Source organism: Roseateles chitinivorans, assembly GCF_050632235.1.
GTDB lineage: Bacteria > Pseudomonadota > Gammaproteobacteria > Burkholderiales > Burkholderiaceae_C > Roseateles > Roseateles chitinivorans_A.
The window spans coordinates 3,705,867-3,727,233 of sequence record NZ_CP192584.1 but is presented as its reverse complement, the minus strand read 5'-3'; the positions used below and the strand labels follow the sequence as shown (position 1 = coordinate 3,727,233).

Here is a 21,367-nt window from a genome sequence, read left to right as displayed (position 1 = left end):
AGCGCGACAGAGAGCCCGATCGGGCCTCCCTCTTTCGGCCATGCGGCACATCGCAGTCCGCACCGTCGCCGTGAGGCTCGCGTTATCCCTCCTCCCGCGCCATCACAGCGAGCGCGATCATCCGCCGGTCGACGAGGACTGCCGCGAGCCTGACGCCCGCCGCACCGCGTGCTGCTGCCCGGATCGAGACCCAGAGCCGTTAGACGCCCGACCGAGCCCCCACGTTCCTCGTGCCATCGCACCTGAGGAGGGGTTCCATGAATACCATCGCCATCCTGATGTCGGCGTTCGTGCTGTCCGTCGTCGCGCTGATGATCTTCATCTGGACGCAGCGCCGCGGCATCCTGGACGGCGATCCGAAAGCCGCCGAAGTCATCTTCGCCGCCGGTGAAGTCGGCACCGTCGAAGACCCCGCCGCCTCCGGCCGCCGCGCCCAGGCGCTCCAAGACACCAGCCCGCCGCAGGGCGTGCCCGACGCCCGCGAGCTCGCCGAGCGCGCCCGCGCCGACGCCTCGTCCGGCCCACTCGTGTTCTTCTTTCTCTGCTGCGCCTTCGTCTGGCTGCTGGTCGCGTCCGCCGCCGGACTCACCGCCTCGATCAAGCTCCACGAGCCCGACTGGCTCGTGCAGTACCCCTGGCTCACCTTCGGCCGCATCCGCACCATCCACCTCAACGCCGTCGCGTACGGCTGGGCCCCGATGGCCGGCCTGGGCATCGCGCTGTTCGTCATCCCGCGGCTGCTCAAGACCGAACTGGTCGGTGCGCGTTACGCCTTCCTCGGCGCGGCGCTCTGGAACGCCGCGCTGATCGCCGGCCTCGGCGCGATCGCCGCCGGCTTCAGCGACGGCCTCGAATGGCTGGAGATCCCCTGGCAGATCGACATCCTCTTCGTCCTCGGCGGCGCGCTGGTCGGCGTCCCGCTCGTGCTGACGCTGCTCAACCGTCAGGTCCACCACCTCTACGTCTCCGTCTGGTACATGGGCTGCGCGCTGTTCTGGTTCCCGGTGCTGTTCTTCGTCGCCAACGTGCCCGGCCTGCACAAGGGCGTGCAGCAGGCCGCGATGAACTGGTGGTTCGGCCACAACGTGCTGGGCCTGTTCTACACGCCGCTGGCGTTGGCCTCGATCTACTACTTCCTGCCCAAGATCGTGGGGCGGCCGGTGCAGAGCTACAACCTCTCGCTGCTGGGCTTCTGGGGCCTGGCCTTCTTCTACGGCCAGGTCGGTGGCCATCACCTGATCGGTGGCCCGGTACCCGGCTGGCTCATCACGCTGTCCATCGTCCAGTCCTTCATGATGGTGATCCCGGTGCTGGCCTTCAGCGTCAACATGCACGGGACCTTGAAGGGCCGGCTCGCCGCCATCAGGCATTCGCCGACGCTGCGCTTCATCGCCTTCGGCGGACTGATGTACTTCGCCAGCTCGGTGCAGGGGTCCTTCGAGGCGCTGCGCAGCGTCAACGCCGTCGCGCACTTCACGCACTACACCGTCGGCCATGCGCACCTCGGGCTCTACGGCTTCGTCACCATGGTGTTCTTCGGCGCCATCTACTTCGTCGTCCCGCGTGTGACGACGCGGGAGTGGCCCTCCCCTGGCTGATCGGCGCGCACTTCTGGCTCGCGGCTGTCGGCATCACGCTCTACTTCCTCAGCACCAGCATCGGCGGCTGGGAACAGGGCAAGGCGATGCTCGACGCCTCCCGGCCGTTCATGGAGTCGGTGTCGCTGACGATCCCGTATCTGAAGCTGCGCAGCATCGGCGGCGGACTGATGGCGCTGGGGCACGTGGTCTTCGCGCTGCACTTCGCGATGCTGCTCGCCGGCAAGTCGGCCGGGCAGGATCAACCGACGCTCCTGCGCGCCATCTGAGCGGAGCCGCCCATGTACAACGAAACCAAGTTGCTGGCCGGCGGGATGGTGATGCTCGGCGTGGCGACCAGCGCCCTCGTGGTCGTGCCCTACCTGACGGTGCGGGACCTGCCGCCGCCGGCGGCGCTCAAGCCCTACACGTCGGCGGAGCTGCGCGGCCGGCAGCAGTACATCGCCAACGGCTGCGTGTACTGCCATTCGCAGCAGCCGCGCGCGAAGGCCTTCGCGCCGGACACGGAACGCGGCTGGGGCCGGCCCAGCGTCGCGGCGGACTACGCCTACGACACGCCGCATCTGCTCGGCACGATGCGCACCGGGCCGGACCTCTTCAACATCGGCGCGCGCCAGCCCAGCGAGCAGTGGCATCTCGGCCATCTGTTCCAGCCGCGGGCCTACGTGCAGGGCAGCATCATGCCGTCCTACCCCTACCTGTTCGAGCTCAAGGCCAAGGCCGATCCCGGCGATGTCGAAGTGGTGATGCCGCCCGGCTACTCGCACGGCAAGACCGTCGTGGCGACGAAGGAGGCGCTGGATCTCGTCGCCTACCTGAAGAGCCTGAACCACACCTACGCCATCGTCGAGCTGCCGCCGGCGACGCCCGCGACGGCGGCCTCGGGCGCGGCGCGCTGAAACGGGAGGACTTATGGCCGACCTCGACGTCTCCGCGCAGCAGAAGCGCGAACTCCCCGATCCCACCGAGCAGGTCACGCCGGTGCCCTGGTTCGTCCTCGCGACCACGATCGCGCTGATGGCGCTGGGCGTCGTGTACATCGCGTTCGCGGACATCAACACCCCGGCGGCCTGGGGCGACGGCCGGCAGGAGTCGGAACTGGCCGGGCCGGCGAAGAGCGCGGCGGGCGCCGCCGGCGCGAAGGTCGACGGCGCGGCGCTGTTCGCCTCGCTGTGCGTGGCGTGCCACCAGGCGTCGGGGATGGGCCTGCCCGGGGTCTTCCCGCCGCTGGCGGGCTCGGAGTGGGTGGGCGGGAAGGACACGACCGCGGCAACCATCCTGCTGCACGGCGTGACCGGGCCGGTGAAGGTCAAGGGCACGACCTACAACGGCGCGATGCCGGCTTTCAAGGACCAGCTCAACGACGCGCAGATCGCGGCGGTGCTGTCGCACATCCGCTCGCAATGGGGGAACACCGGCGCAGCGGTGACCGCGGAAACTGTCGCCAAGGTCCGCGAGGAAACGAAAGACCGGACCGCGCCGTTCGCCGGCGACAAGGACCTGCCGTCGCACGAGTGAGGCGAGCATGAACGATTCCGCCTCACGGCCGACGACGAGCCTGGCGCCGACCCTCGCGGTCTGCGCGGTCGTCCTCGCGGTCGCAGCAGGGGCGATCGCCCATCTGACGCGGGGCTTCGAGCTCTGGACCTTCGAGGACCTGCGGCGCGATGAGGTGAGTCGCAGCGCGCTGCGCGCGGTGCCGACATCGTTGGTGACTGCAAACGGTGCGTCGCTGGAAGTCTTCGACGCGACTGCACCGGCCGGATCGACGTCGCGGCCCGCCGCCTATGTCGTCGACTTCATCTACACGAACTGCGCGTCGGTCTGCCAGACGCTGGGCGCCGAGTTCTACCGGATGCAGGACGCGCTCCGCCGCGAAGGACGCAGCGATGTCCGGCTGCTTTCCGTCAGCATCGATCCGAAGCGCGACACGGTGCCCGCGCTGCGGGCCTACGCGGCGCTGCATCGGGCCGATGGCGAGCGGTGGGCCATCGTCGCGCCGATCCGAATGGCGGCGCTGCAGGACCTGACCGGCGCCTTGGGCGTCATCGCGATTCCGGATGGACTCGGCGGCTTCGTCCACAACGGCGCCATCCATGTGATCGACAGCTCCGGCGTGGTGCTCGGCATCCATGACTACGACGATTGGGAAACCGCACTGCGGCAGGCGAGAGGCCACTGGCCCTCACCCCTCCCTCTCCCGCAAGCGGGAGAGGGCGAACGACCGAGCGGTGCATACGTCGCGCGCAACGGCGAAACGGCCAGCCATGTCGGCACCGCAGGCGATGTCGGCACGGCAGCCGATGTCGGAGGCTTGCGATGAGGTGGCCACCCAATGCAACGCAGACGATCCGCTGGCTCTTCATTGCGTCGCCGCTGATCTGGCCGATCGGTCCGCTCCGCCATGCGGTGGAGGCAAGCATGTTCACGCACATGATCGTCCAGCTGCCGCTGCTCGTCCTCGCCGGACTCTGCGCGGGCCGCCAGATCAGCGGCCCGATGCTCAGCCGCATCGCGGCGTTCGACGCCTTCGGCCTGACGTCGGTGCTGCTGGTGATCGCGACCTCGTTCGTGTGGATGATTCCAGCCGCGCTCGATCTCGCGCTGTTGTCGCCGGGCGTGGACCTGCTCAAGCACGTCTCGCTCTGGGCCGCGGGATTCCTGCTCGGAACGGCGAGGCGACGGCTCACGCTCGGCATCGAGACCTTCCTGCTCGGCAACGTCGGCTGGATGCTCGCCACCGCCGGGCTGCTCTACATGGACGCGACGACGCGGCTCTGCGTCAACTACCTGTTCGACGAGCAACAGGCCGCGGGCATCGGCCTGATGGCGATGGGCGTTCTCCTGGGCCTTCGGCTGATGGTGCGGTGGCATGGGGCGTCCGATGCGGCGCCAGCGGCGGTGCAGCGTCAATAAGGCCCGCTAACATCGGCTATGCCGTCTCCTTCGATCCATGCCTTGCCGCGCGGCGTGACGCTGCTCAGCCTTGCCCTCTACGTCGTCAGCCTCTTCAACGACGCCTTCTACATCGATGCTCCCAACCCCAGTGCATTAGCGCCCGGCTGGATCACGCTCGTGGCCGGTCCGTTCGCGCTTTTCGCCGGGTCGTGGAGCCAGCATGCCTTGGCGTGGCTGGCCAACCCGTTGATGCTGGGCGCGTGGACCACCACGGCGGGCGGTCACCGGATCCAGGCTAGGATCTTCGCTGTGCTCGCGCTCCTGTTCATGTCGAGCTTCCTGCTCCAGCAGTCCATCATCACGTCAACCAATGGGGACTTCTCGAAGATCACCGGCCGTGGGATCGGATTCTGGATCTGGATGTTGAGCGGCATCGTCCAGGTCGTCGCCAGCTTCCTCATCAATGTCGAGCGCAAGGCGCCTGACACTCAACCTTTGGCGTAGCGGCTCGGCGGCATGCCGACCTGCCGGCTGAACGCCGTGCTGAAGGTGCTCGTCGAGCCGTAGCCGACGCGCTCCGCCACCTCCGAGACGGCGAGCTTGCCCGCGCGCAGCAGTTCCTTGGCGATCTCCATCCGCCAGACCAGCAGGTACTCCATCGGCGCGACGCCGACCGTGCGGGTGAAACGCTCGTAGAACGCGGACCGTGACAGCGCCGCCAGCTTCGCGAGCTGCGCCACCGTCCACGACCGCTCGACCCGCGCGTGCATCAGCTGCAGCGCCTTCGCCAGCCGGTCGTCGGCCAGGCCACGCAGCATCCCCGGCGGCGCATCGGCGGTCGAACTCGCGCGCATCGCCTCGATCAGCATCGCCTCGACCAGGCGCGACAGCATGAACTCGCCGCCCGGTTTAGGCGCCATCGCCTCTTCGCTGACCAGTTGAACGAGCAAGGCCAGCCGCTCCGAGCCGCGCACATGCACCACGCGCGGTAGCAGCGCCACGAGCAGACCCGGATCGGCGCAGTCGAACTCGAAAGCGCCGCCGAGCGAGCGCATGTCCGCCGCGCCGCGGCGCTCGCCGTAGCGCAGCCCGCCGCGCGTCTTCGCGGCCTCGCGCGGATCCATCGGCATCGCGGGCACGGTCTCGACGCTGGATAACGTGAAGGCCGGCGTCGTCGGCAGCAGGACGAAGTCGCCCGCCTGGATCGTCACCGGTTCGTGGCCGTCCACGGCCAGCAGGCTGCGGCCCTCCAGCACGATGCAGAAGCTGGGCTGGCCGTACTCGGAGTAACGCACCGCCCAGCCGCCCTTGCCGCTGATCACATTCGCCATGACCGCACGCGGTCGCAGCAGCCGCACGACATCGGAAAGGGGATCACTCATGTTCGGACGATGGCCAAATAAATACAGACGATACGCCATCGACCGTCCGGCGCCGGATCACTATCGTTGCTCCCTGTGTCCACCCCCTCAGGAGATTTCCGATGAAGACCGCCCTGATCACCGGTTGCTCGTCCGGCTACGGCCTCGCTACCGCCCGCCGCTTCCACGCCCAGGGCTGGAAGGTCGTCGCCACGATGCGCACCCCGCGCGACATCGGCATCCCGCCATCGTCCCGCTTCCATGTCGTGACGCTGGACGTCACCCGGCCGGAGAGCATCGCCCGCGCACTCGAGGCGATCGACACCATCGACCTGCTCGTCAACAACGCCGGCATCGGCTTGTTCGGCGCCTTCGAGGCGACGCCGATGGCCACCGTGCGCGAGGTCTTCGAGACCAACACCTTCGGCACGATGGCGATGTGCCAGGCGGTGATCCCGCGCCTGCGCTCGCAGCGTTCGGGGACCATCGTCAACGTGACGTCCAGCGCAACGCTCGCGCCCTTCCCGCTCGTGGCCGCGTACACGGCCAGCAAGACGGCAGTCGAGGGCTTCAGCGCGTCGCTCGCCCTGGAGCTGCACGACTTCGACGTGCGCGTGCGCCTCGTCGAGCCCGGCTACGGGCCCGGCACGAACTTCTCCGCCAATTCCGGCGAGCGTATGCAGGGACTGATCACCGAGCCCTACGCGGGCTTCGCGCAGGGCGTCTTCGCGGAGTTCGTCGGCGCCTCGCTCACGACGACGCCGGAGGACGTCGCCGAGGCCGTCTGGCTGGCCGCCAACGACACGTCGGACCGCTTGCATCGGGCCGCCGGTCCGGACGCGGTGGCGCTCGTTGGGGCTCGCCATGCCCCCTCCTCGCTCACTCCGGGCTGAAGCACTTCCCGCGAGAAATCGACCTCAGGCGAGCTGTCGGCCGAACACGCGGTTCGGATAGTCCTGACCTTCGAAGTGATAGACCGTCTGGCCGATATCGGCGTAGCCCTGGCGGTCGTAGAACGCGCACGCGCGATGGTTGCCTGTCCAGGCGGTGAGCCACAGCGCCGCGCAGCCCGCCTCCGCCGCGACGGACTCCGCGGCCGACAGCAGGCGACGTCCCAGACCGATCGCCTGAAACGCCGGCTGCACATAAAGACGTATCAGTTCCGCCCCCTGCAGCTCGCCCGCCGGCGCTGCCTGATCGCTGACGACGACCTCGGCGAACCCCACCAATCCCGCGTCCCGGAACGCGAGCACGAATCGCCGCTCCGGCTCGCGCAACCTCGCGGCGAAAGCATCGATGGCGTATTCGCGGAAAGCCTCGCGGGCGAGGTCCGGCCGCACACCGTCGGTGGCGTAGGTATCGAGAAAGACCTGGATCGCCAGCGCTGCGATCACCGACGCATCGTCCGGCGCGCCGGAACGGAACGCGATTTCTGTGCTCATCGACGCATCATCCCAGATGGGTGATGCGGCACCGGTCCATAGCCTTCTCGAAAGCTTCTCAGAACCTTCTCAGTACTTCGCCGGCACGAACATCGACTCCGGCACCGGATGGCGCTGGTAGTCCTCGTGGCGCTCGCGGTCCGGCAGACGGATCTCCTGACGCTCGACCTCGTGGTACGGGAACTGGTCCAGCAGATGCTGGATGCAGTTCAGCCGCGCGCGCTTCTTGTCGTCCGCGGCCACGACCCACCACGGCGCTTCCGGGATGTGCGTGCGGTCCAGCATCACTTCCTTGGCGCGGGTGTAGTCCTCCCAGCGGCGGCGCGACTCGAGGTCCATCGGCGAGAGCTTCCACTGCTTGAGCGGATCGTGGATGCGGCCCAGGAAGCGCAGGTGCTGTTCCTCGTCGCTGATGGAGAACCAGTACTTGATCAGCGTGATGCCGGAGCGCACCAGCATGCGCTCGAACTCGGGCACCGAGCGGAAGAACTCCTCGACGTCGTCCTCGCCGCAGAAACCCATCACCCGCTCGACGCCGGCGCGGTTGTACCAGCTGCGGTCGAAGAGCACGATCTCGCCGGCCGCCGGCAGGTGCGGCACGTAGCGCTGGAAGTACCACTGCGTGCGCTCGCGGTCGTTGGGCGCGGGCAGCGCCACCACGCGGCACACGCGCGGGTTGAGCCGCTGCGTGATGCGCTTGATCGCCCCGCCCTTGCCCGCGGCGTCGCGGCCCTCGAAAAGGATCACGACCTTCTGCCGCGAGTGCTGCACCCAGTCCTGCAGCTTCACCAGCTCGCGCTGCAGGCGGAACAGGTGCTTGAAGTAGGCGATCCGCTCGCTGTGCGCCTCGGTCGAGTCGCTCTCGTCGAGCGCGCGCAGCGCCTCGTCGACGTGGCGGTCCTCGATCTCCAGTTCCAGTTCCTCGTCATAACCATCCTGCAGGTCGCGGCGGATGCGTTCGACGAGATCGTCGCGGTCGGAAGGAGAGCTCATGGCGGCGGAGGCGGAATTGCGGAAGTTCCGATCATCCGCCAGCGCGGTGACGACGGCGTGACGAGCAGCTCGCCGCCTCTCCCGCGCACGCCGGATCAGGGCTTCCTCGTGGACGGACCTGCCGAAGGTCGGTTCAAGATCGCATCGATGCAGGAGATGCCCATGAACCCGGAAGCCTCGCACCACTCGCTGGAGACCCGCCGCCATCAGATGTATCCGCGCCTGAGCGCCTGCGACATGGCTCGCATGCAGCGCTTCGGCACGCCGCAGACCTTCCTGCCCGGGCAGACGCTGCTCAGCGCGGGCAAGCCCGGGCCGGGGCTCTACCTGATCCTCGGCGGCACGGTGGACGTCTGCCACCGCGACGGCATGGGCAACACCACGCCGCTGATCCAGCACACGCGCGGCAACTTCTCGGGCGAGCTGGCGGCGATGTCGGGCAAGCCCTCGCTGGTGGACGCGGTCGCGGTCGACACGGTGGAGACGCTGCTGCTCCCGCCGAGCCAGCTGCGCGCGCTGATCATCGCGGAGGCCGACCTCGGCGAGCGCCTGGTGCGGGCGATGATCCTGCGCCGCGTGGGCCTGATCGAATCCGGCGCGAGCGGGCCGGTGCTGATCGGTCGTCCGAACTCGGCCGCGCTGCTGCGGCTGCAGAGCTTCCTGCACAGCAACGGCGAGCCGTACCGGGTCGTCGACGTGGCGCAGGACGCCGCCGCGGCCACGCTGATCGAAGAGTACGGCGCGGCACCCGGCGATGTGGTCGCGGTCTGTCCGGACGGCGCGGTGCTGGTGAATCCGCCCGAGGCGACGCTGGCGCGCTGCATCGGCATGGTGGACGCGACGCCGCGCGAGGAGCTCTTCGACGTCGCCATCGCCGGCGCGGGTCCCGCCGGCCTGGCGACGGCGGTGTACGCGGCCTCCGAGGGGCTGCGCGTGGTCGTGCTCGACCGCCGCGCCTACGGCGGCCAGGCGGGCAACAGCGCGCGGATCGAGAACTACCTCGGCTTCCCGACCGGCATCTCCGGCGGCGCCCTGACCGGCCGCGCCTGCGTGCAGGCCGAGAAGTTCGGCGCCGAACTCCTCATCCCCACCGAGGTGCAGTCGCTGGACTGCTCGCGCGAAGGACCGGAGGGCGAGCTCCTCATCGCCCTGACCGATGGACGCAAGCTCCGCGCCCGCACGGCCGTGATCGCCAGCGGCGCGCGCTACCGCCGGCTGGCCGTGCCACGCCTGAGCGATTTCGAAGGCCGCGGCATCTGGTACTGGGCCTCCGCGCTGGAGGCGCCGCTGTGCGTCGACACCGAGGTGGTGCTGGTCGGCGGCGGCAACTCGGCCGGACAGGCGGCGGTGTTCCTGTCCGAGCACGCCTCGCGCGTGCACGTGCTGGTGCGCGGGCCGGGTCTTGCCGACAGCATGTCGCGCTACCTGATCGACCGCATCGAGGCGACCTCCAACATCGAGCTGCGCCCGTACACGGAGATCACCGAGCTGCACGGCGATCCGCTGCGCGGCCTGGACGCGGTCACCTGGCGCTGCGGCCGCACCGGCACCGAGTCGCGCCAGGACACGCGCAACGTCTTCCTGTTCGTCGGCGCCGAGCCGGAGACGGACTGGCTCGCGGGCTGCCCGGTGCTGTCCGACGAGAAGGGCTTCGTGCTGACCGGCGCGGACGTGCGCCGCGCGCAGCGGCGGGCCGATCCGACGCTGGCCGCCGACCTGGAGTGGCAGATCGAGAGCGGTCCGGCCGCGCTGGAATCCAGCGTCCCCGGCGTGTTCGCAGTGGGCGACGTGCGCTCGGGGTCGGTGAAGCGTGTCGGCGGCGCGATCGGCGAAGGGGCGGCAGTCGTCGCACAGATTCATCAATGTCTGGCGAGAATGCGGCCCCGGAGGTCCCCATGATCCTTGAAGTCGCCCCGCTCCCCGTCCGCGCCGGCCATGAGGCCGCGTTCGAGGCCGCGTTCCTGCAGGCGCAGGCCATCATCGCCGCCATGCCGGGCTACCTCGGGCACGAGCTCCAGCGCTGCGTGGAGCGCCCGGGCGAGTACCTGCTGCTCGTGCGCTGGCGCAGCCTCGAGGACCACGAGGTCGGTTTCCGCCAGTCGCCGCAGTACCAGGACTGGCGCGCCCTGCTGCACCACTTCTACGACCCGTTCCCGGTGGTGTCGCATTACGAGGCAGTGGCGGGAGCCGCGGGTTGATCCGGCGGTTGCTACGGGCGCTGTGGCTGTGCTCTGTATGGCTGTTCGTCGGCGCGGCGGCGATGGCCCAGGAGAACCCTCTCGGCCGCTGGGACTTGCGAGTCGAGGACGACCGCCAACGGGTCATCGTCGAAAGCACCGTCCGGCTGACCGCCTACAAGGGCGACGGTTGCAGGAGCGGCGACTGGCGCAAGGTCGAGGTCGAGTGGTCGCGACGTCCGAACGCGGGCAGCTTCCCCATCGACGAGCCGCTCACCTGGATGCTGGATCAAGGGCAGTTGATCATCGGGCGCAACGGCGTCTGCGACGGCTACCTGCAACTGGTCGGCCCCTGGAAGAACGGTGAACCGATGGCTGGGGACTACATCAGCCTCGGCATGGGGGCGCGACGACGCTGGGCCGGTTCACACTGAAATATGCGGCGCCGGTCACCCGCAGCGAGCGCGGCACCGCGCGCAGCGCCGCTCCCCGGGATACGCTGGGATCGATGGTGGTCCCGGTGCTGTTCGGCGTGCTCAGCCTGGGTTTCGTCAGCCACGGCGTCGTCGCCATCCGGCGCAGGTCGGTCGACATCAGCCGGAACAGTCCCACACCCATTCTCCGCAGCGGCCGCGACGCCGTGCGCATCGGCATCCTGTTCATCCTCCTGGGCATCGTCTGCCTGCTGTTCCTTGGATACGTGCTGTGGACAATGCCGCCAAACTGAAACTGATGCGCATCCCGCAAGCTCCGTAAACTCCCGTCCCTGTCTCGCATCGACCTGCCTCCCGCCGACCTGCGTCCCTCCGGTTCCCTCTTCATCCCCATGCCTCATCTGACCCTCATCGCCGCCCTCGACCGCGCGCGCGGCATCGGCCGCGACAACGAACTGCTGGTCCGCCTGCCGGAAGACATGGCGCGCTTCAAGGCGCTCACGATCGGTCACACCGTCGTCATGGGACGCAAGACCTGGGACTCGATCCCGGCGAAATTCCGGCCGCTGGTGCAGCGCCGCAACCTCGTGCTGTCGCGCCAGCCGGGGCTCCGGCTCGACGGCGCTGAAGTCTTCGCGACGCTGGACGAGGCCCTCGCCGCCTGCGCGCCGGACGAGGCCGTGTTCGTCATGGGCGGCGCGCAGGTCTACGACCTCATCCTGCCCCGCGCCGACGCGCTCGAACTGACCGAGATCGACGCCGCCTTCGACGCCGATGCGTTCTTCCCCGCCGTCGATCCGACGGTCTTCGCCGAGGTGCGCAGAGAACGCCATCACAGCCCCGCCGAGCGCGGCCACGACTGGCACTACGACTTCGTCCGATACGAGCGCCGCGGCTGACGCCACCGTTCAGCACCCCGGCAGACGCCCCAGCCGAAGCGCGCGACCGAGCGCCGCGCGCATCGCCCCGGGGCGCCGACCTTCCCCTCCCTTCCTCGACACCACACTCCGACCCATGTCCGGCAATCATTTCCACGTCCACGGTCCGCACGACCACGAACTCGAACACGCCGCGCAGCACGAGCCCAAGGGGCTCGCCGGCCAACTGGCGGTGATCACCGCGATCCTGGCCACGCTGGGCGCCTTCTTCTCCTACATGGGCGGCGCCACGCAGGCCAACGCGGGGCTGTTCAAGAACAACGCCGCGATCACCAAGACCGAAGCCGCCAACCGCTGGAACTACTTCCAGGCCAAGAGCAGCAAGCAGAACCTGGCCGAGTTCGCGCTCGACCTGACCCCCAGCGAGGAACAGAAGACCCGGTACCGCGAGAAGATCGCCCGCTACGAGACCGAGAAGAACGAGATCAAGGTCCAGGCCGAGAAGCTCGAGGCCGAGTCCACCGAGTGGGACCACAAGAGCGACGAGCAGCTGCACCTCCATCACCGCTGGGCGCAGGCCACGACGGCGCTGCAGGTGGCCATCGCGCTCGCCGCGATCGCGCTGCTGACCAAGCGCCGCTGGATGGAGTACGCGACCCTGGGCGCCGGTGCGATCGGCGTCGGCCTGGGCATCGCGGCCTGGCTGCACGTCTGACCGCGGAGCGCGCCATCCCCCGAGCGCCCCTCCCTCCGTCGGGGGAGACTGCTCAAGTTCCGGGGAGACCGGTCGATAGCGAAGGGATCACCGCCACGCCATCAGAGCTCGGCGGGACTGCCGCCAGGGAGGCGCTTCGCAATGACCCTCATCACCTCGACCGGTGCGAGCGTGCTGGACCGCATCGCCGCCAGCCGCACGGCCTCGACCTACCGCCCCGCCGGCGTGTCCGCGCAGGCGGCCAACGCCGCCGCGAAGGCTGCGTCCACGACCTCCTCGTCCGGGCCCACGCGCGTGACGCTGGACGCGGCGGACGCCAGCGACCTCGTCTACGCGAAACCCAGGGCACCGGGATTCGGCCCGCAGCGCTTCTGGGCCAATGCGCGCGACGACGGCCTCAGCGAGCTCATGACCCGCAACAGCGGCAAGGACGCGGTGTCGCTGGCCGACCGCTGGCGCGGGCTCGGCAGCGGGCTACTCAAGCAACTCGCCGACACCGGTGCCGCCTACAAGCAGACGCTCGCCGACTACGTTCCGGGCGCCGATGCGGCCGGGGCAGTCGGCGCCAGTGACGGCACCAGCGGCACCGACGCCTCCGCGACCGCTGCGGCGGCCGCCGCCCTGCAGGAGCAGGCCCTCGGCGGCGTCAGCACGAACGCCGCCGAAGTGAACCTCACGATCCAGACGCGGTCCGGGCACACCGTCGAGCTCAAGATCGGCGTCAACAACGGCGACCAGGGCGGCACGCGCGGCCTGCAGGTCGAGGTCAAGAGTTCCGGCGCGCTCAGCAGCGCGGAACGCAAGGCGCTCGCCGACCTCGGCGACGGGCTCGACAGCGCGCTCGAAGGCCTCGGAGAAGGCGCGCCCACGCTCGACCTGTCCAAGCTGATGGCCTTCGACCGGGGCGGCGTGCTCAGCGGCCTCGACCTGAAGGTCGAGAACCCGAATGCGCCGGCCGACGTGCCCGGCGCGATGCGGGCGTTCTCGCTGCACCTGGGCACGGACACCAAGTCGGTCTCGATGCGCACGACCAGCGGCGAGATGAATCTGGAAGTCGACGCCACGCCGCCCAAGGGCGCCGCGACCAACGGCCAGCGCTGGACGGCGATCGATCAGCTGCTCAAGCAGATCGACGCCGCCGCGGATCGCGGCCATGCCGACGCCGCGATGACGAAATCCTTCAAGGACGCGTTCCAGCAACTGCAGGCGCCGCCGGTGGACGAGGATCCGTCGAGCGCCAGCAGCGTGGCGAAGGCCGTCGCGAAGAACGATGGCCAGCCGATCGCGATCAACGCCAGCGCCGGCGGTGCGGACGAGGTTGCGCCGGTCACGCCGCCGATGAGCGACGGCCTGCGTTCACAGGTGCAATCGCTGCAGAGCGGCCTGGCGGACTTCAAGGCGTCGTTCAGCGCCGACTCGCAGCGCACCAGCCGCATCGGCAGCATCCAGGAAGCGGGTCACGCCGACTACCGGATCAGCCAGACGACCACGGACCGTCCCAACACGGCGACCGGCGGCCGCTCGATCTCGCAGGCGCAGACCGAGGAGATGGACGCCCATTACGAGAAGTCGCGCACCTTCACGCTCGACCGCGCCAAGGGCAACTACGACGCCTACACGGTCAAGGACAGCAAGACCGTGACCACGCTGATCGACACGGTGAAGGACTCGGTGTCGCGCGCCCTGCGCAAGACCGACGAGCACCGGCAGAAGAGCTTCTCGCAGATCGAGAACTTCAAGGCCACCGAACACAACGAGTGGCCGTCGCAGCGCAGCGTCACCGAGCGGCTGCGCTGAGGCGCCGCCCCCGGAAACAGGAAAGCCCCGCGGCTCGCACCGCGGGGCTTTCTTTCAGGGGCAGTCGATCAGGCCGACTTGCGGCGGCGCGACACGGCGACACCGACCAGCGCCAGACCGGCCAGCGCCAGCGTGGCGGGTTCCGGCACTTCCGCGGCGGAGGCCTGGAAGAAGATCTTCTGGTAGGCGGTACTGCCGTTCAGACCCTGGATGTCGTTGATGCGATAGCCGCCGACGAAATCCATGGTGTGCAGGCACAGGCTCTGCGCACCGCTGCTGGTGTCGCACTCGTTGTTCGAAACGCCGTCGCCCAGCGCGGTGAAGCCCCACGACCAGTTCGGCGAGAAGTACCAGTTCGCGCCGTTGGCCACATGCGTGTTGCTCGTGTGGCCGGTGTCGATGATCGTGTCGGCGCGCAGGGCGGCGGCCAGCGACAGCAGCGTGTTCGAACCGGTCGCGCGGCCGGCCATCATCAGGTAGTCGCCGGAGCAGGCGCTCAGCACGTTCTGGGCGTTGCTGCCGATGGCCTGGCTCATCGTGCCGACGTAGCACTGGGTCCAGCCGCCGTTCAGGACGCTGTTGATGTCGACGTTGGTCTGCGCGCCCACCGGCAGGTAAGTCGGGGCCGCCTGGGCGGCGCCGGCGAAGGCCAGGGTGGCAAGCAGGGCGGCGATCTTGGTTTTCATGATGTCGGCGACGGGGAGGTCGGCTGATTGTTGATGCAATTGCAAAAGCAACCGTCGTGCCACATCTTTAACTCAATGATTCATATGGAAATTTTTCAAACACCCCTAATACTAGGGATGTAAATGTCAACAAATCCGACACATCGGGCACGTCGTTTGCTGTGACGTTTTTCACGAATCGCCAAGCACCTCCCACGCCTCTTGCTGAGCCGGCAAACTCGTCGTTTGTTCGCTGAGCGGTCCTTTAATACCAAAAATAATATTGATTGACCGCTGTGCCAGTCAAAGGGTATAACCGAGCTGGCTATCAAGCTCACCCAAGGCATGGCCGGAAACTTCCCGGCCCTCAGCCCTCCGCGTATCGACGATCTGCCACCTCAGACTCTGTCCACGCTTCGTGCGCCCCGTGCGCGCCATTTGCACCTCGGTTTTCCGACGTGCGCCACGACTCAGAAAGGCTCACTTGAGCACCAAAATCTATGTTGGGAATCTGCCCTACTCCGTGACCGACGCCAGCCTCCGAAGCAACTTCGGGGAACACGGCAGCGTCAAGTCCGCCAAGGTCATGATCGACCGTGACACCGGCAACTCCAAGGGCTTCGGCTTCGTGGAAATGGCCTCGGCGGAAGACGCCCAGGCGGCCATCACCGCGCTGAACGGCATGTCGGTGGACGGACGCTCCATCGTCGTCACGCTGGCCCGTCCCCGCGAAGGCGGCAACGAGGGCGGCGGTCGCAACAGCAACAGCGGCTCGGGCGAGTTCCGCTCGACCAAGCGATCGGACGTCGGCTACGGCAACGGCGGCTTCGGCGGCGGACGCTACTGATCCCGGCAGCGTCAGAAGAAGAACCGACTCGTCCGGGTCGGTTTTTTCGTCCGGACGCGCCTGCCCCTTCAATCGCAGGCCGCGCCGGCTTGCACGCGCCGCAGACACCCACGCTCCGACCGCGGGTCGGCGTCCGTTCCCCAGTAGCTGGGCGGGTAATTCCAGACCGGTCCACCCCACACCAGCGTGCGTGCCCCGTCCGTGACATAGACGTAGTGCGCGCGGGTCCGCTTCAGCGCCTCCTGCATTTGAGCGGGCGAGGCTGAATGGATGAGCGCCCAGGTGTTGACCCGGAGCGTGTCGGCGACTTCTCGCGCTTGCGCGTCAGGGGACCGCGAGCGCTCATCGTCGGCCGGGCCGTCGAAGCTCACGACATGCTCGCCCGCGCGGGCCGACCGCAGGAAGCAGTGGTTGGGCCCGGAGGCGCCCGCATTCCAGACCACGGTGCCCCCGACGTTGAGCGCGGACAGATGCGCACGCACCCCCTGCCAGCGGGCATTCGCGATCTCGCACGCGTCGGGCTTGCCGGCAATCATCGGATCGGGCCCCGCCTGATCGAAGAAGAAGCCGTCCACCCCGTCCAGGACATCCCGATACGCAGCGATCTCCAGCGGCACGGCGGCAAAGCTGGCCTGCTGGTCCTGTGTCACGCCGCCGTGTCCCATGGCGATGTAACCGAGCACCTTGCCCCCTTGCGACCGGATGGTCCGGATGACCGCTTTCCAGTTGGCCCGTTGCGTCGCATCGAGACGCTGCACGCCCTGCACCGGGCCGATGACGACCAGGCTGCCCGGGGGCACCCGTCCCTCGTAGCTGCGGGGCGACTGATCCCACAAGGCCAGCATGCCGAAGTTGGACGGCGCCGCCTCACAGGCCGGGCTGAGCGCGGTGAGTGAGACGAGTGCGGCACTCAGGACCATCCAGGCGGCCCGGGATCTGACCAGGCTCCGCACTGAGGAGCTCATCGGTTTCATCATGCGCGCGACCTTCGTGGCGATCGTGAACGACGTACCCATGTTCGCTCGTTGCGAACACCCTTGCGCTGCGGAGGGATCGTTGCGAAGGACGTCGCGGCCCGCCTTTCGTGTCTGACCGAGTCACATGCGCGTCAGTGCCGGTCGATGCGGCCATTCGACCAATCGGCCGGACGCCATCCGGTTAGATACGATGGCGCGTTGCGCAATCGCTTAGAGAAGTCATGAAATTCGCCACCTGCGAATTGAATTAGGGTTTCCACCAATCCCAAGACGTCTTTTTTGAAACGCCGGAGTTGTTTGAAATCAACAACTTAGCAATCACCCCATCCCACCCCCTCCCATACCACCTCGCGAGCAAATGGTAGCTAGCGGCGTAGTTTGGTAGCTAGAAATCATTAAACTCGTAGCGCGGAACATCAATCGTTTCTCGGGCTACAGGGGCACTGGATGGGCAAGCAGATTCACCGTCTGGATGACATCCAGATCAGACGCTGGATGGCCAAGGGCGAGGTGGTCGCGTTATCGGACGGCGGGGGTCTGACGTTCACGCTTTCGGCTGCCGGCGCCGCGAGCTGGGTACTGCGCTACAGCGTCGGCGGTCGCCGGCGCGAACTCACCATCGGCAACTACCCCGACGTGTCACTCGCCAACGCGCGGGTACGAGCACGCGCGGAGCGGGCCGCGGTCGACCGCGGTGAAGACCCGGCGATGCGCAAGAAGATCGACAAGATCGAGGCCAAGGGCGCCTGGACCGTCAATCAGCTGATAGCGGACTACAAGGACAAGCGCCTCACGCCAGACGCTCTGGCGCCCGGCACCCTGTACTACCGCGCCTGGGATCTCGACAACGTCTTCAAACCCAAGCTGGGATCATTTCGAGTCGATCAGGTCAGCGCGGCGCACATCGTCTTCGCGATCGAAGATGCAAAACGTAGCTGGACCGTCTCCAAGCGCATGCTGACGTCGGTCAAGCAGCTGTTTGCGCACGCCTGCGGGAAAAAGCTGATCCATTCCAACCCAGCGATCGGCATCGACTTGAAAGCGTTGATGGGGCCACGCCCGCCCATCAAAAAGCGGGTGATGCTGAGCCGACTCGAGTTGGAGACCCTGTTTCGCAATATTGAGGACATCGGCACCGAGAACGCCCTCGCCTTGCGGATCTTGCTGGCGACGTGTGTACGGTCGATCGAATTGGCCAAGGCTCGCTGGGAGCACGTAGACTTGGAAGGCGGCAGCTGGTGGGTGCCCGATGAGGTCGTGAAAACACGCAACGGGTTCCTGGTGCCGATGACTCCCACGGTGGTCGAATGGTTTAAGCGGCTCAAGGACTTGGCCGGTGACTCCGTCTGGGTATTGCCATCCCGGCACCCCCTTCGGCGTAGACGGCTCGGCGACATCCATGTGGGCAACACTACGCTCTGGGCCGCAATACAACGCGCGTTCAAGCGCGGAAATCTTGAGATTCGGCGCTTCACGCCGCACGACACTCGAAGCACTGCCAAGGGACACATGCGCAACCTCGGCGTGTCTCGTGAGATCTCGGAGATCGCACTGAACCATGTCCTCCGAGGCATGGAGGCGATCTACGACGTGCGCGACGAAATACCCGAGCGCCGCGAAGCACTGGAGCGTTGGGCCAACTTCATCGCTAGATGCGAGATGACCGCGCGCAGTGCCATGGTCCCAACTCCCGTAGCCGTGATGACTTAGAGGTTACCAACTCGAGAGCACTCATGGACTGCTTTGCAGCGGAAGCAGACATCGGGGCGACAGGTCGCGTTAGGCTTCTCGACCCCACGCACTGGAGTTTGAATGGCAAAGCTTGTGACTGGCGTCGTGTTCGCACGCATCGAGGACGAAGAGTACGAAGGCATGGCGCACATCTGGGTTCGAGATGCTGAGGACGCGTACTGGTTCTCGCTGTCGCGGGCAGTCGAGGCCGACAACATGCAGTTGATGGTGTCCGACCAACTTACGCACGAGTGTGAAGGCTACGCTGATTAAGTTCGATGGTTTCGGGTTGATCTGGTAGCGAGGCCGGGGCCGCATTGGGATGATGTTGGCATGAAGCAAACGACACTCGCAGTAGCAGCTGATCAGGGTGCGGAATTCGAGCGGTTCCGCAAGCCCACCCGGCGCGACGTGTTCCTGCAAGCGATGGACGCCATCGTCCCGTGGGCCGATCTGTGTGGGGTCATCGAGCCGCACTACCCGAAGGCCGGCAAGGGCCGCCCTCCCATTGGGTTGGAGCGCATGCTGCGCATGTACTTCGTGCAGCACTGGTTCAACCTGGCCGACGAGGCCTGCGAGGAAGCGTTGCTGGACAGCACGGCGCTGCGCCGCTTCGTAGGCATCGACCTCGGGCGCGAGCGCGTCCCTGATGGCACGACTTTGTTGAAGTTCCGCAGACTGCTTGAAGACGACAAGCACAAGCTGGGCGCGGCCCTGTTCGCCAAGGTCGGCGAAGTGCTTCAGAGCAAGGGCATGAAGGTCGGCACAGGCACCATCGTGGACGCGACCATCATCTCCGCGCCGAGTTCGACCAAGAACGACAAAGGCGAGCGTGACAGCGAGATGCATCAGACCCGCAAAGGCAAGCAGTGGTTCTTCGGCATGAAGATGCACATCGGCGTGGACAGCGAGACCGGGCTGGCGCACAGCGCGGTGGTAACGGCGGCCAACATGCACGACAAACACCCGCTGCCGCATTTGCTGCATGGCGCAGAGTTGGAAGTCTTCGGCGACTGCGCCTATGCCAGCCAGCCAGCTCTGATTGCCGCGAAAGCGCCGAAGGCAAAGGATCGAACGAACCAGCTCGTCAACGGCACCGGCGTGGTGGCCGAGATCGAGCGTATCGCTAACCGCATCAGATCCAAGACGCGTTCGCGGGTAGAGCATGTATTCGCGGTCGTCAAACGCCAGTTCGGCTTCAACAAGGTGCGCTACAAGGGCCTCGCCAAGAACGCCACGCGTGCATTCGTGGCACTGGGTTTGGCCAATATCTACTTGGCGCGAAAGCGTCTGATGGGATGAGTCCGCCCGCTTCGGGCGCACACGGCGCTCGGGCTTGAAGAAGCGGCGTTGAAGAGGCAATTCACGGCCGACTTGGCATCAACACCGGCGGCGAGACATGCCGCAGTTCGAGCGAGAAAATCGGGGGCTTGTTCAGCGTAGCCTGAAGTCCTGAGCGCCAGTCTCAAGCCCACCCGCCTTTGCGTGCGCGTGGATAGCTCGGCGGCTCGGTCGCTCGACGGGCACCTGGAGTACACGATTGCGTTCCATCCCGAATCGGACAGCTTCGACGCCATCGCGCGGACTCTGGGCGTTATTTTTCGAGGCAAGGAGGGGCTGGTGTTGGCCCCCACAAACGTAGGTTCCTAGCCAGTCGCAGAAATCGAAACCTTTCGGCCATACTGACCGGCAACCGGACCTTGGGGGACAACGGATGACAACATGGATGGACTGGCGCTCTTGGACCTACATCATCGCGGGTAGCGACATGGCCACCAGCGGGCGGATTGTCGACCTCGATTTTCAGGCCGGAAAGGTTACGTACCTACGCGAAACGGGGCGCCCTTTCGATGCCAATCCGCATCCGCTCGGCAGCCATGAATATGAAGCGTATCTCTATGACACCATTGAAGCTCGCTACGAGCACCTTTGGGTAAATCCGCAGAGGTCGGCCATCCTTAGCCGCGAAGACTACGACTGCTTGGTCGTCCAGCATAAGAAACCTTCATCATTCATCGAACTGGTCGACGTGGACCCTCGTGCCTATTTTGAGGGAGATGTGCTGATTACATCTGCCTCCGGGTGCCCATCGGATCTAGCGCCGTAGCGGATGCCAGAGGCGAGCGCTTAGCAGGCGGATAAGGCGACGCTGTCGAGCAAGCGTGGGCGGAATTGACGCTAGGAAAGTCCCTCGGAGGGGCGTAGTGTTCCGCCTACTCAATGGCCGTTTCCAGCCTCAACCCGGAGTCCGCAGCGCAGCGAAAGCGGACGCTATGCTGGATGTCCACAACTGATATCACTATGTCCGTCCAAGACACCACGAACTACAAGGTGTACGCACTACTGGCTTCGTTCGGCCTGTCCCGGCAGCAACTGCTGGCGGTTGCCAAGGAGGCCGAACTGCACGAGTTGCGGCAGCTTCGAATGCTGCGACTCACGTTCAATCTGTCGCTCCAAGAGGCACAAGCGGAGCTGGCAGCGTATGACGAATGCTCCTCACGCCAACAGCCTTGAATGTTGACGCTTGGCGTTCCAGCGCACTGTCAATGCCCGCTTCCAGCCTGAAGCCGTCCTCGGTCGATCGGCATCAAGCGAGGCGCCAATGCTCCTGCCAAGTCGCCTTAACTGCATCTGCGGCAACAGCGGCACGCGCTGCTCGTTCGTACGCCTCGATTCGATGAATCTCAACCAGCAGCTCGATACCGCGGTCTTCCAGGATCTCGCACGGCCAGCCGTCGCGCATTGCATCCTCAAGCACCAGATCGGGATGCACATCTTCATAGCCGGGCGGCCGGACCAGGAGGATCTGAACAGAGGTTGAACGAGATCGTTGCATGGTGTGTTTCAGGAACTG

At 66.8% G+C, this 21,367-nt stretch carries 25 protein-coding genes and 1 pseudogene; 20 read left to right on the top strand and 6 right to left on the bottom strand.

Annotated features, from left to right (window positions below; genetic code table 11):
* Positions 1–257 precede the first annotated feature (257 nt).
* The 6 genes and pseudogenes from ACQ859_RS17075 to ACQ859_RS17050 all read left to right on the top strand — a co-directional run bounded on the left by ACQ859_RS17075 (position 258) and on the right by ACQ859_RS17050 (position 5,000).
* Positions 258–1,867 (top strand): annotated as a pseudogene (locus ACQ859_RS17075) (cbb3-type cytochrome c oxidase subunit I).
* Between the two features lie 12 nt (positions 1,868–1,879).
* Positions 1,880–2,497 (top strand): cbb3-type cytochrome c oxidase subunit II, encoded by a 618-nt coding sequence (locus ACQ859_RS17070; protein ID WP_431261916.1) that lies wholly within the window; start codon positions 1,880–1,882, stop codon positions 2,495–2,497.
* Between the two features lie 13 nt (positions 2,498–2,510).
* Positions 2,511–3,116 carry a c-type cytochrome gene (locus ACQ859_RS17065; protein ID WP_431261915.1) on the top strand — a complete coding sequence of 202 codons (606 nt, stop codon included), beginning with the start codon at positions 2,511–2,513 and terminating at the stop codon, positions 3,114–3,116.
* A gap of 7 nt (positions 3,117–3,123) precedes the next feature.
* Positions 3,124–3,921 (top strand): SCO family protein, encoded by a 798-nt coding sequence (locus tag ACQ859_RS17060; protein WP_431261914.1) that lies wholly within the window; start codon positions 3,124–3,126, stop codon positions 3,919–3,921.
* 98 nt (positions 3,922–4,019) lie between these two features.
* Positions 4,020–4,514 (top strand): hypothetical protein, encoded by a 495-nt coding sequence (locus ACQ859_RS17055; protein ID WP_431261913.1) that lies wholly within the window; start codon positions 4,020–4,022, stop codon positions 4,512–4,514.
* Between the two features lie 54 nt (positions 4,515–4,568).
* The gene (locus tag ACQ859_RS17050) at positions 4,569–5,000 is read left to right on the top strand and encodes a hypothetical protein (protein WP_431261912.1); all 432 of its coding nucleotides are present in this window, start codon (positions 4,569–4,571) and stop codon (positions 4,998–5,000) included.
* Here the strand turns inward: ACQ859_RS17050 and ACQ859_RS17045 are convergent.
* Entirely contained in the window at positions 4,985–5,878 is an 894-nt protein-coding gene (locus tag ACQ859_RS17045) for a cupin domain-containing protein (RefSeq protein ID WP_431261911.1), read from the bottom strand. The genes ACQ859_RS17050 and ACQ859_RS17045 overlap by 16 nt on opposite strands.
* A 101-nt stretch (positions 5,879–5,979) precedes the next feature.
* Between ACQ859_RS17045 and ACQ859_RS17040 the strand changes: the two genes are divergently transcribed.
* Positions 5,980–6,750 carry an SDR family oxidoreductase gene (locus ACQ859_RS17040; RefSeq protein ID WP_431261910.1) on the top strand — a complete coding sequence of 257 codons (771 nt, stop codon included), beginning with the start codon at positions 5,980–5,982 and terminating at the stop codon, positions 6,748–6,750.
* Between the two features lie 24 nt (positions 6,751–6,774).
* On the opposite strand, the gene ACQ859_RS17035 is transcribed toward ACQ859_RS17040, so the two are convergent.
* Both ACQ859_RS17035 and ppk2 read right to left on the bottom strand, forming a co-directional pair.
* Complete coding sequence (locus tag ACQ859_RS17035) at positions 6,775–7,299, bottom strand: GNAT family N-acetyltransferase (protein WP_431261909.1); 525 nt, start codon at positions 7,297–7,299, stop codon at positions 6,775–6,777.
* 69 nt (positions 7,300–7,368) lie between these two features.
* Positions 7,369–8,292 carry a polyphosphate kinase 2 gene (gene ppk2 / locus ACQ859_RS17030; RefSeq protein WP_431261908.1) on the bottom strand — a complete coding sequence of 308 codons (924 nt, stop codon included), beginning with the start codon at positions 8,290–8,292 and terminating at the stop codon, positions 7,369–7,371.
* Positions 8,293–8,454: 162 nt separating this feature from the next.
* Between ppk2 and ACQ859_RS17025 the strand changes: the two genes are divergently transcribed.
* The 7 genes from ACQ859_RS17025 to ACQ859_RS16995 all read left to right on the top strand — a co-directional run bounded on the left by ACQ859_RS17025 (position 8,455) and on the right by ACQ859_RS16995 (position 14,293).
* Positions 8,455–10,191, top strand: coding sequence for an FAD-dependent oxidoreductase (locus ACQ859_RS17025; protein ID WP_431261907.1), 1,737 nt, complete (start codon positions 8,455–8,457; stop codon positions 10,189–10,191).
* Positions 10,188–10,490, top strand: a complete 303-nt coding sequence (locus ACQ859_RS17020; RefSeq protein ID WP_431261906.1) for an antibiotic biosynthesis monooxygenase family protein — start codon at positions 10,188–10,190, stop codon at positions 10,488–10,490. Before ACQ859_RS17025 ends, ACQ859_RS17020 begins: the two co-directional genes overlap by 4 nt.
* Positions 10,487–10,903 (top strand): hypothetical protein, encoded by a 417-nt coding sequence (locus ACQ859_RS17015; protein ID WP_431261905.1) that lies wholly within the window; start codon positions 10,487–10,489, stop codon positions 10,901–10,903. Before ACQ859_RS17020 ends, ACQ859_RS17015 begins: the two co-directional genes overlap by 4 nt.
* 74 nt (positions 10,904–10,977) lie before the next feature.
* Positions 10,978–11,196, top strand: a complete 219-nt coding sequence (locus ACQ859_RS17010; protein ID WP_431261904.1) for a hypothetical protein — start codon at positions 10,978–10,980, stop codon at positions 11,194–11,196.
* 99 nt (positions 11,197–11,295) lie between these two features.
* On the top strand, positions 11,296–11,802 hold the full coding sequence (locus tag ACQ859_RS17005) for a dihydrofolate reductase (protein WP_431261903.1): 507 nt from the start codon (positions 11,296–11,298) through the stop codon (positions 11,800–11,802).
* Between the two features lie 115 nt (positions 11,803–11,917).
* The gene (locus ACQ859_RS17000; RefSeq protein WP_431261902.1) at positions 11,918–12,496 is read left to right on the top strand and encodes a DUF4337 domain-containing protein; all 579 of its coding nucleotides are present in this window, start codon (positions 11,918–11,920) and stop codon (positions 12,494–12,496) included.
* A 141-nt stretch (positions 12,497–12,637) separates the two neighbouring features.
* A complete protein-coding gene (locus ACQ859_RS16995; RefSeq protein WP_431261901.1) occupies positions 12,638–14,293 on the top strand; it encodes a hypothetical protein in 1,656 nt (551 codons plus the stop codon).
* Between the two features lie 68 nt (positions 14,294–14,361).
* Here the strand turns inward: ACQ859_RS16995 and ACQ859_RS16990 are convergent, their stop codons facing one another.
* Positions 14,362–14,979 (bottom strand): PEP-CTERM sorting domain-containing protein, encoded by a 618-nt coding sequence (locus ACQ859_RS16990; protein WP_431261900.1) that lies wholly within the window; start codon positions 14,977–14,979, stop codon positions 14,362–14,364.
* 463 nt (positions 14,980–15,442) lie between these two features.
* On the opposite strand from ACQ859_RS16990, the gene ACQ859_RS16985 reads away from it, so the two are divergent.
* On the top strand, positions 15,443–15,805 hold the full coding sequence (locus tag ACQ859_RS16985) for an RNA recognition motif domain-containing protein (RefSeq protein WP_431261899.1): 363 nt from the start codon (positions 15,443–15,445) through the stop codon (positions 15,803–15,805).
* Positions 15,806–15,873: 68 nt separating this feature from the next.
* Here ACQ859_RS16985 and ACQ859_RS16980 read toward each other — a convergent pair whose 3' ends face one another.
* On the bottom strand, positions 15,874–16,821 hold the full coding sequence (locus ACQ859_RS16980) for a spherulation-specific family 4 protein (RefSeq protein WP_431261898.1): 948 nt from the start codon (positions 16,819–16,821) through the stop codon (positions 15,874–15,876).
* 408 nt (positions 16,822–17,229) lie between these two features.
* Between ACQ859_RS16980 and ACQ859_RS16975 the strand changes: the two genes are divergently transcribed.
* From ACQ859_RS16975 to ACQ859_RS16955, 5 genes are all read left to right on the top strand, one after another.
* Entirely contained in the window at positions 17,230–18,492 is a 1,263-nt protein-coding gene (locus tag ACQ859_RS16975) for a tyrosine-type recombinase/integrase (protein ID WP_431257520.1), read from the top strand.
* Between the two features lie 102 nt (positions 18,493–18,594).
* A complete protein-coding gene (locus ACQ859_RS16970; RefSeq protein ID WP_431257521.1) occupies positions 18,595–18,786 on the top strand; it encodes a hypothetical protein in 192 nt (63 codons plus the stop codon).
* A 60-nt stretch (positions 18,787–18,846) separates the two neighbouring features.
* Entirely contained in the window at positions 18,847–19,815 is a 969-nt protein-coding gene (locus ACQ859_RS16965) for an IS5 family transposase (RefSeq protein WP_431257522.1), read from the top strand.
* A gap of 424 nt (positions 19,816–20,239) precedes the next feature.
* Positions 20,240–20,620 (top strand): hypothetical protein, encoded by a 381-nt coding sequence (locus ACQ859_RS16960; protein WP_377154561.1) that lies wholly within the window; start codon positions 20,240–20,242, stop codon positions 20,618–20,620.
* A gap of 194 nt (positions 20,621–20,814) precedes the next feature.
* On the top strand, positions 20,815–21,027 hold the full coding sequence (locus tag ACQ859_RS16955; protein WP_431257523.1) for a hypothetical protein: 213 nt from the start codon (positions 20,815–20,817) through the stop codon (positions 21,025–21,027).
* 73 nt (positions 21,028–21,100) lie between these two features.
* Here the strand turns inward: ACQ859_RS16955 and ACQ859_RS16950 are convergent, their stop codons facing one another.
* Positions 21,101–21,349 carry a hypothetical protein gene (locus ACQ859_RS16950; protein WP_431257524.1) on the bottom strand — a complete coding sequence of 83 codons (249 nt, stop codon included), beginning with the start codon at positions 21,347–21,349 and terminating at the stop codon, positions 21,101–21,103.
* Positions 21,350–21,367: the final 18 nt, after the last annotated feature.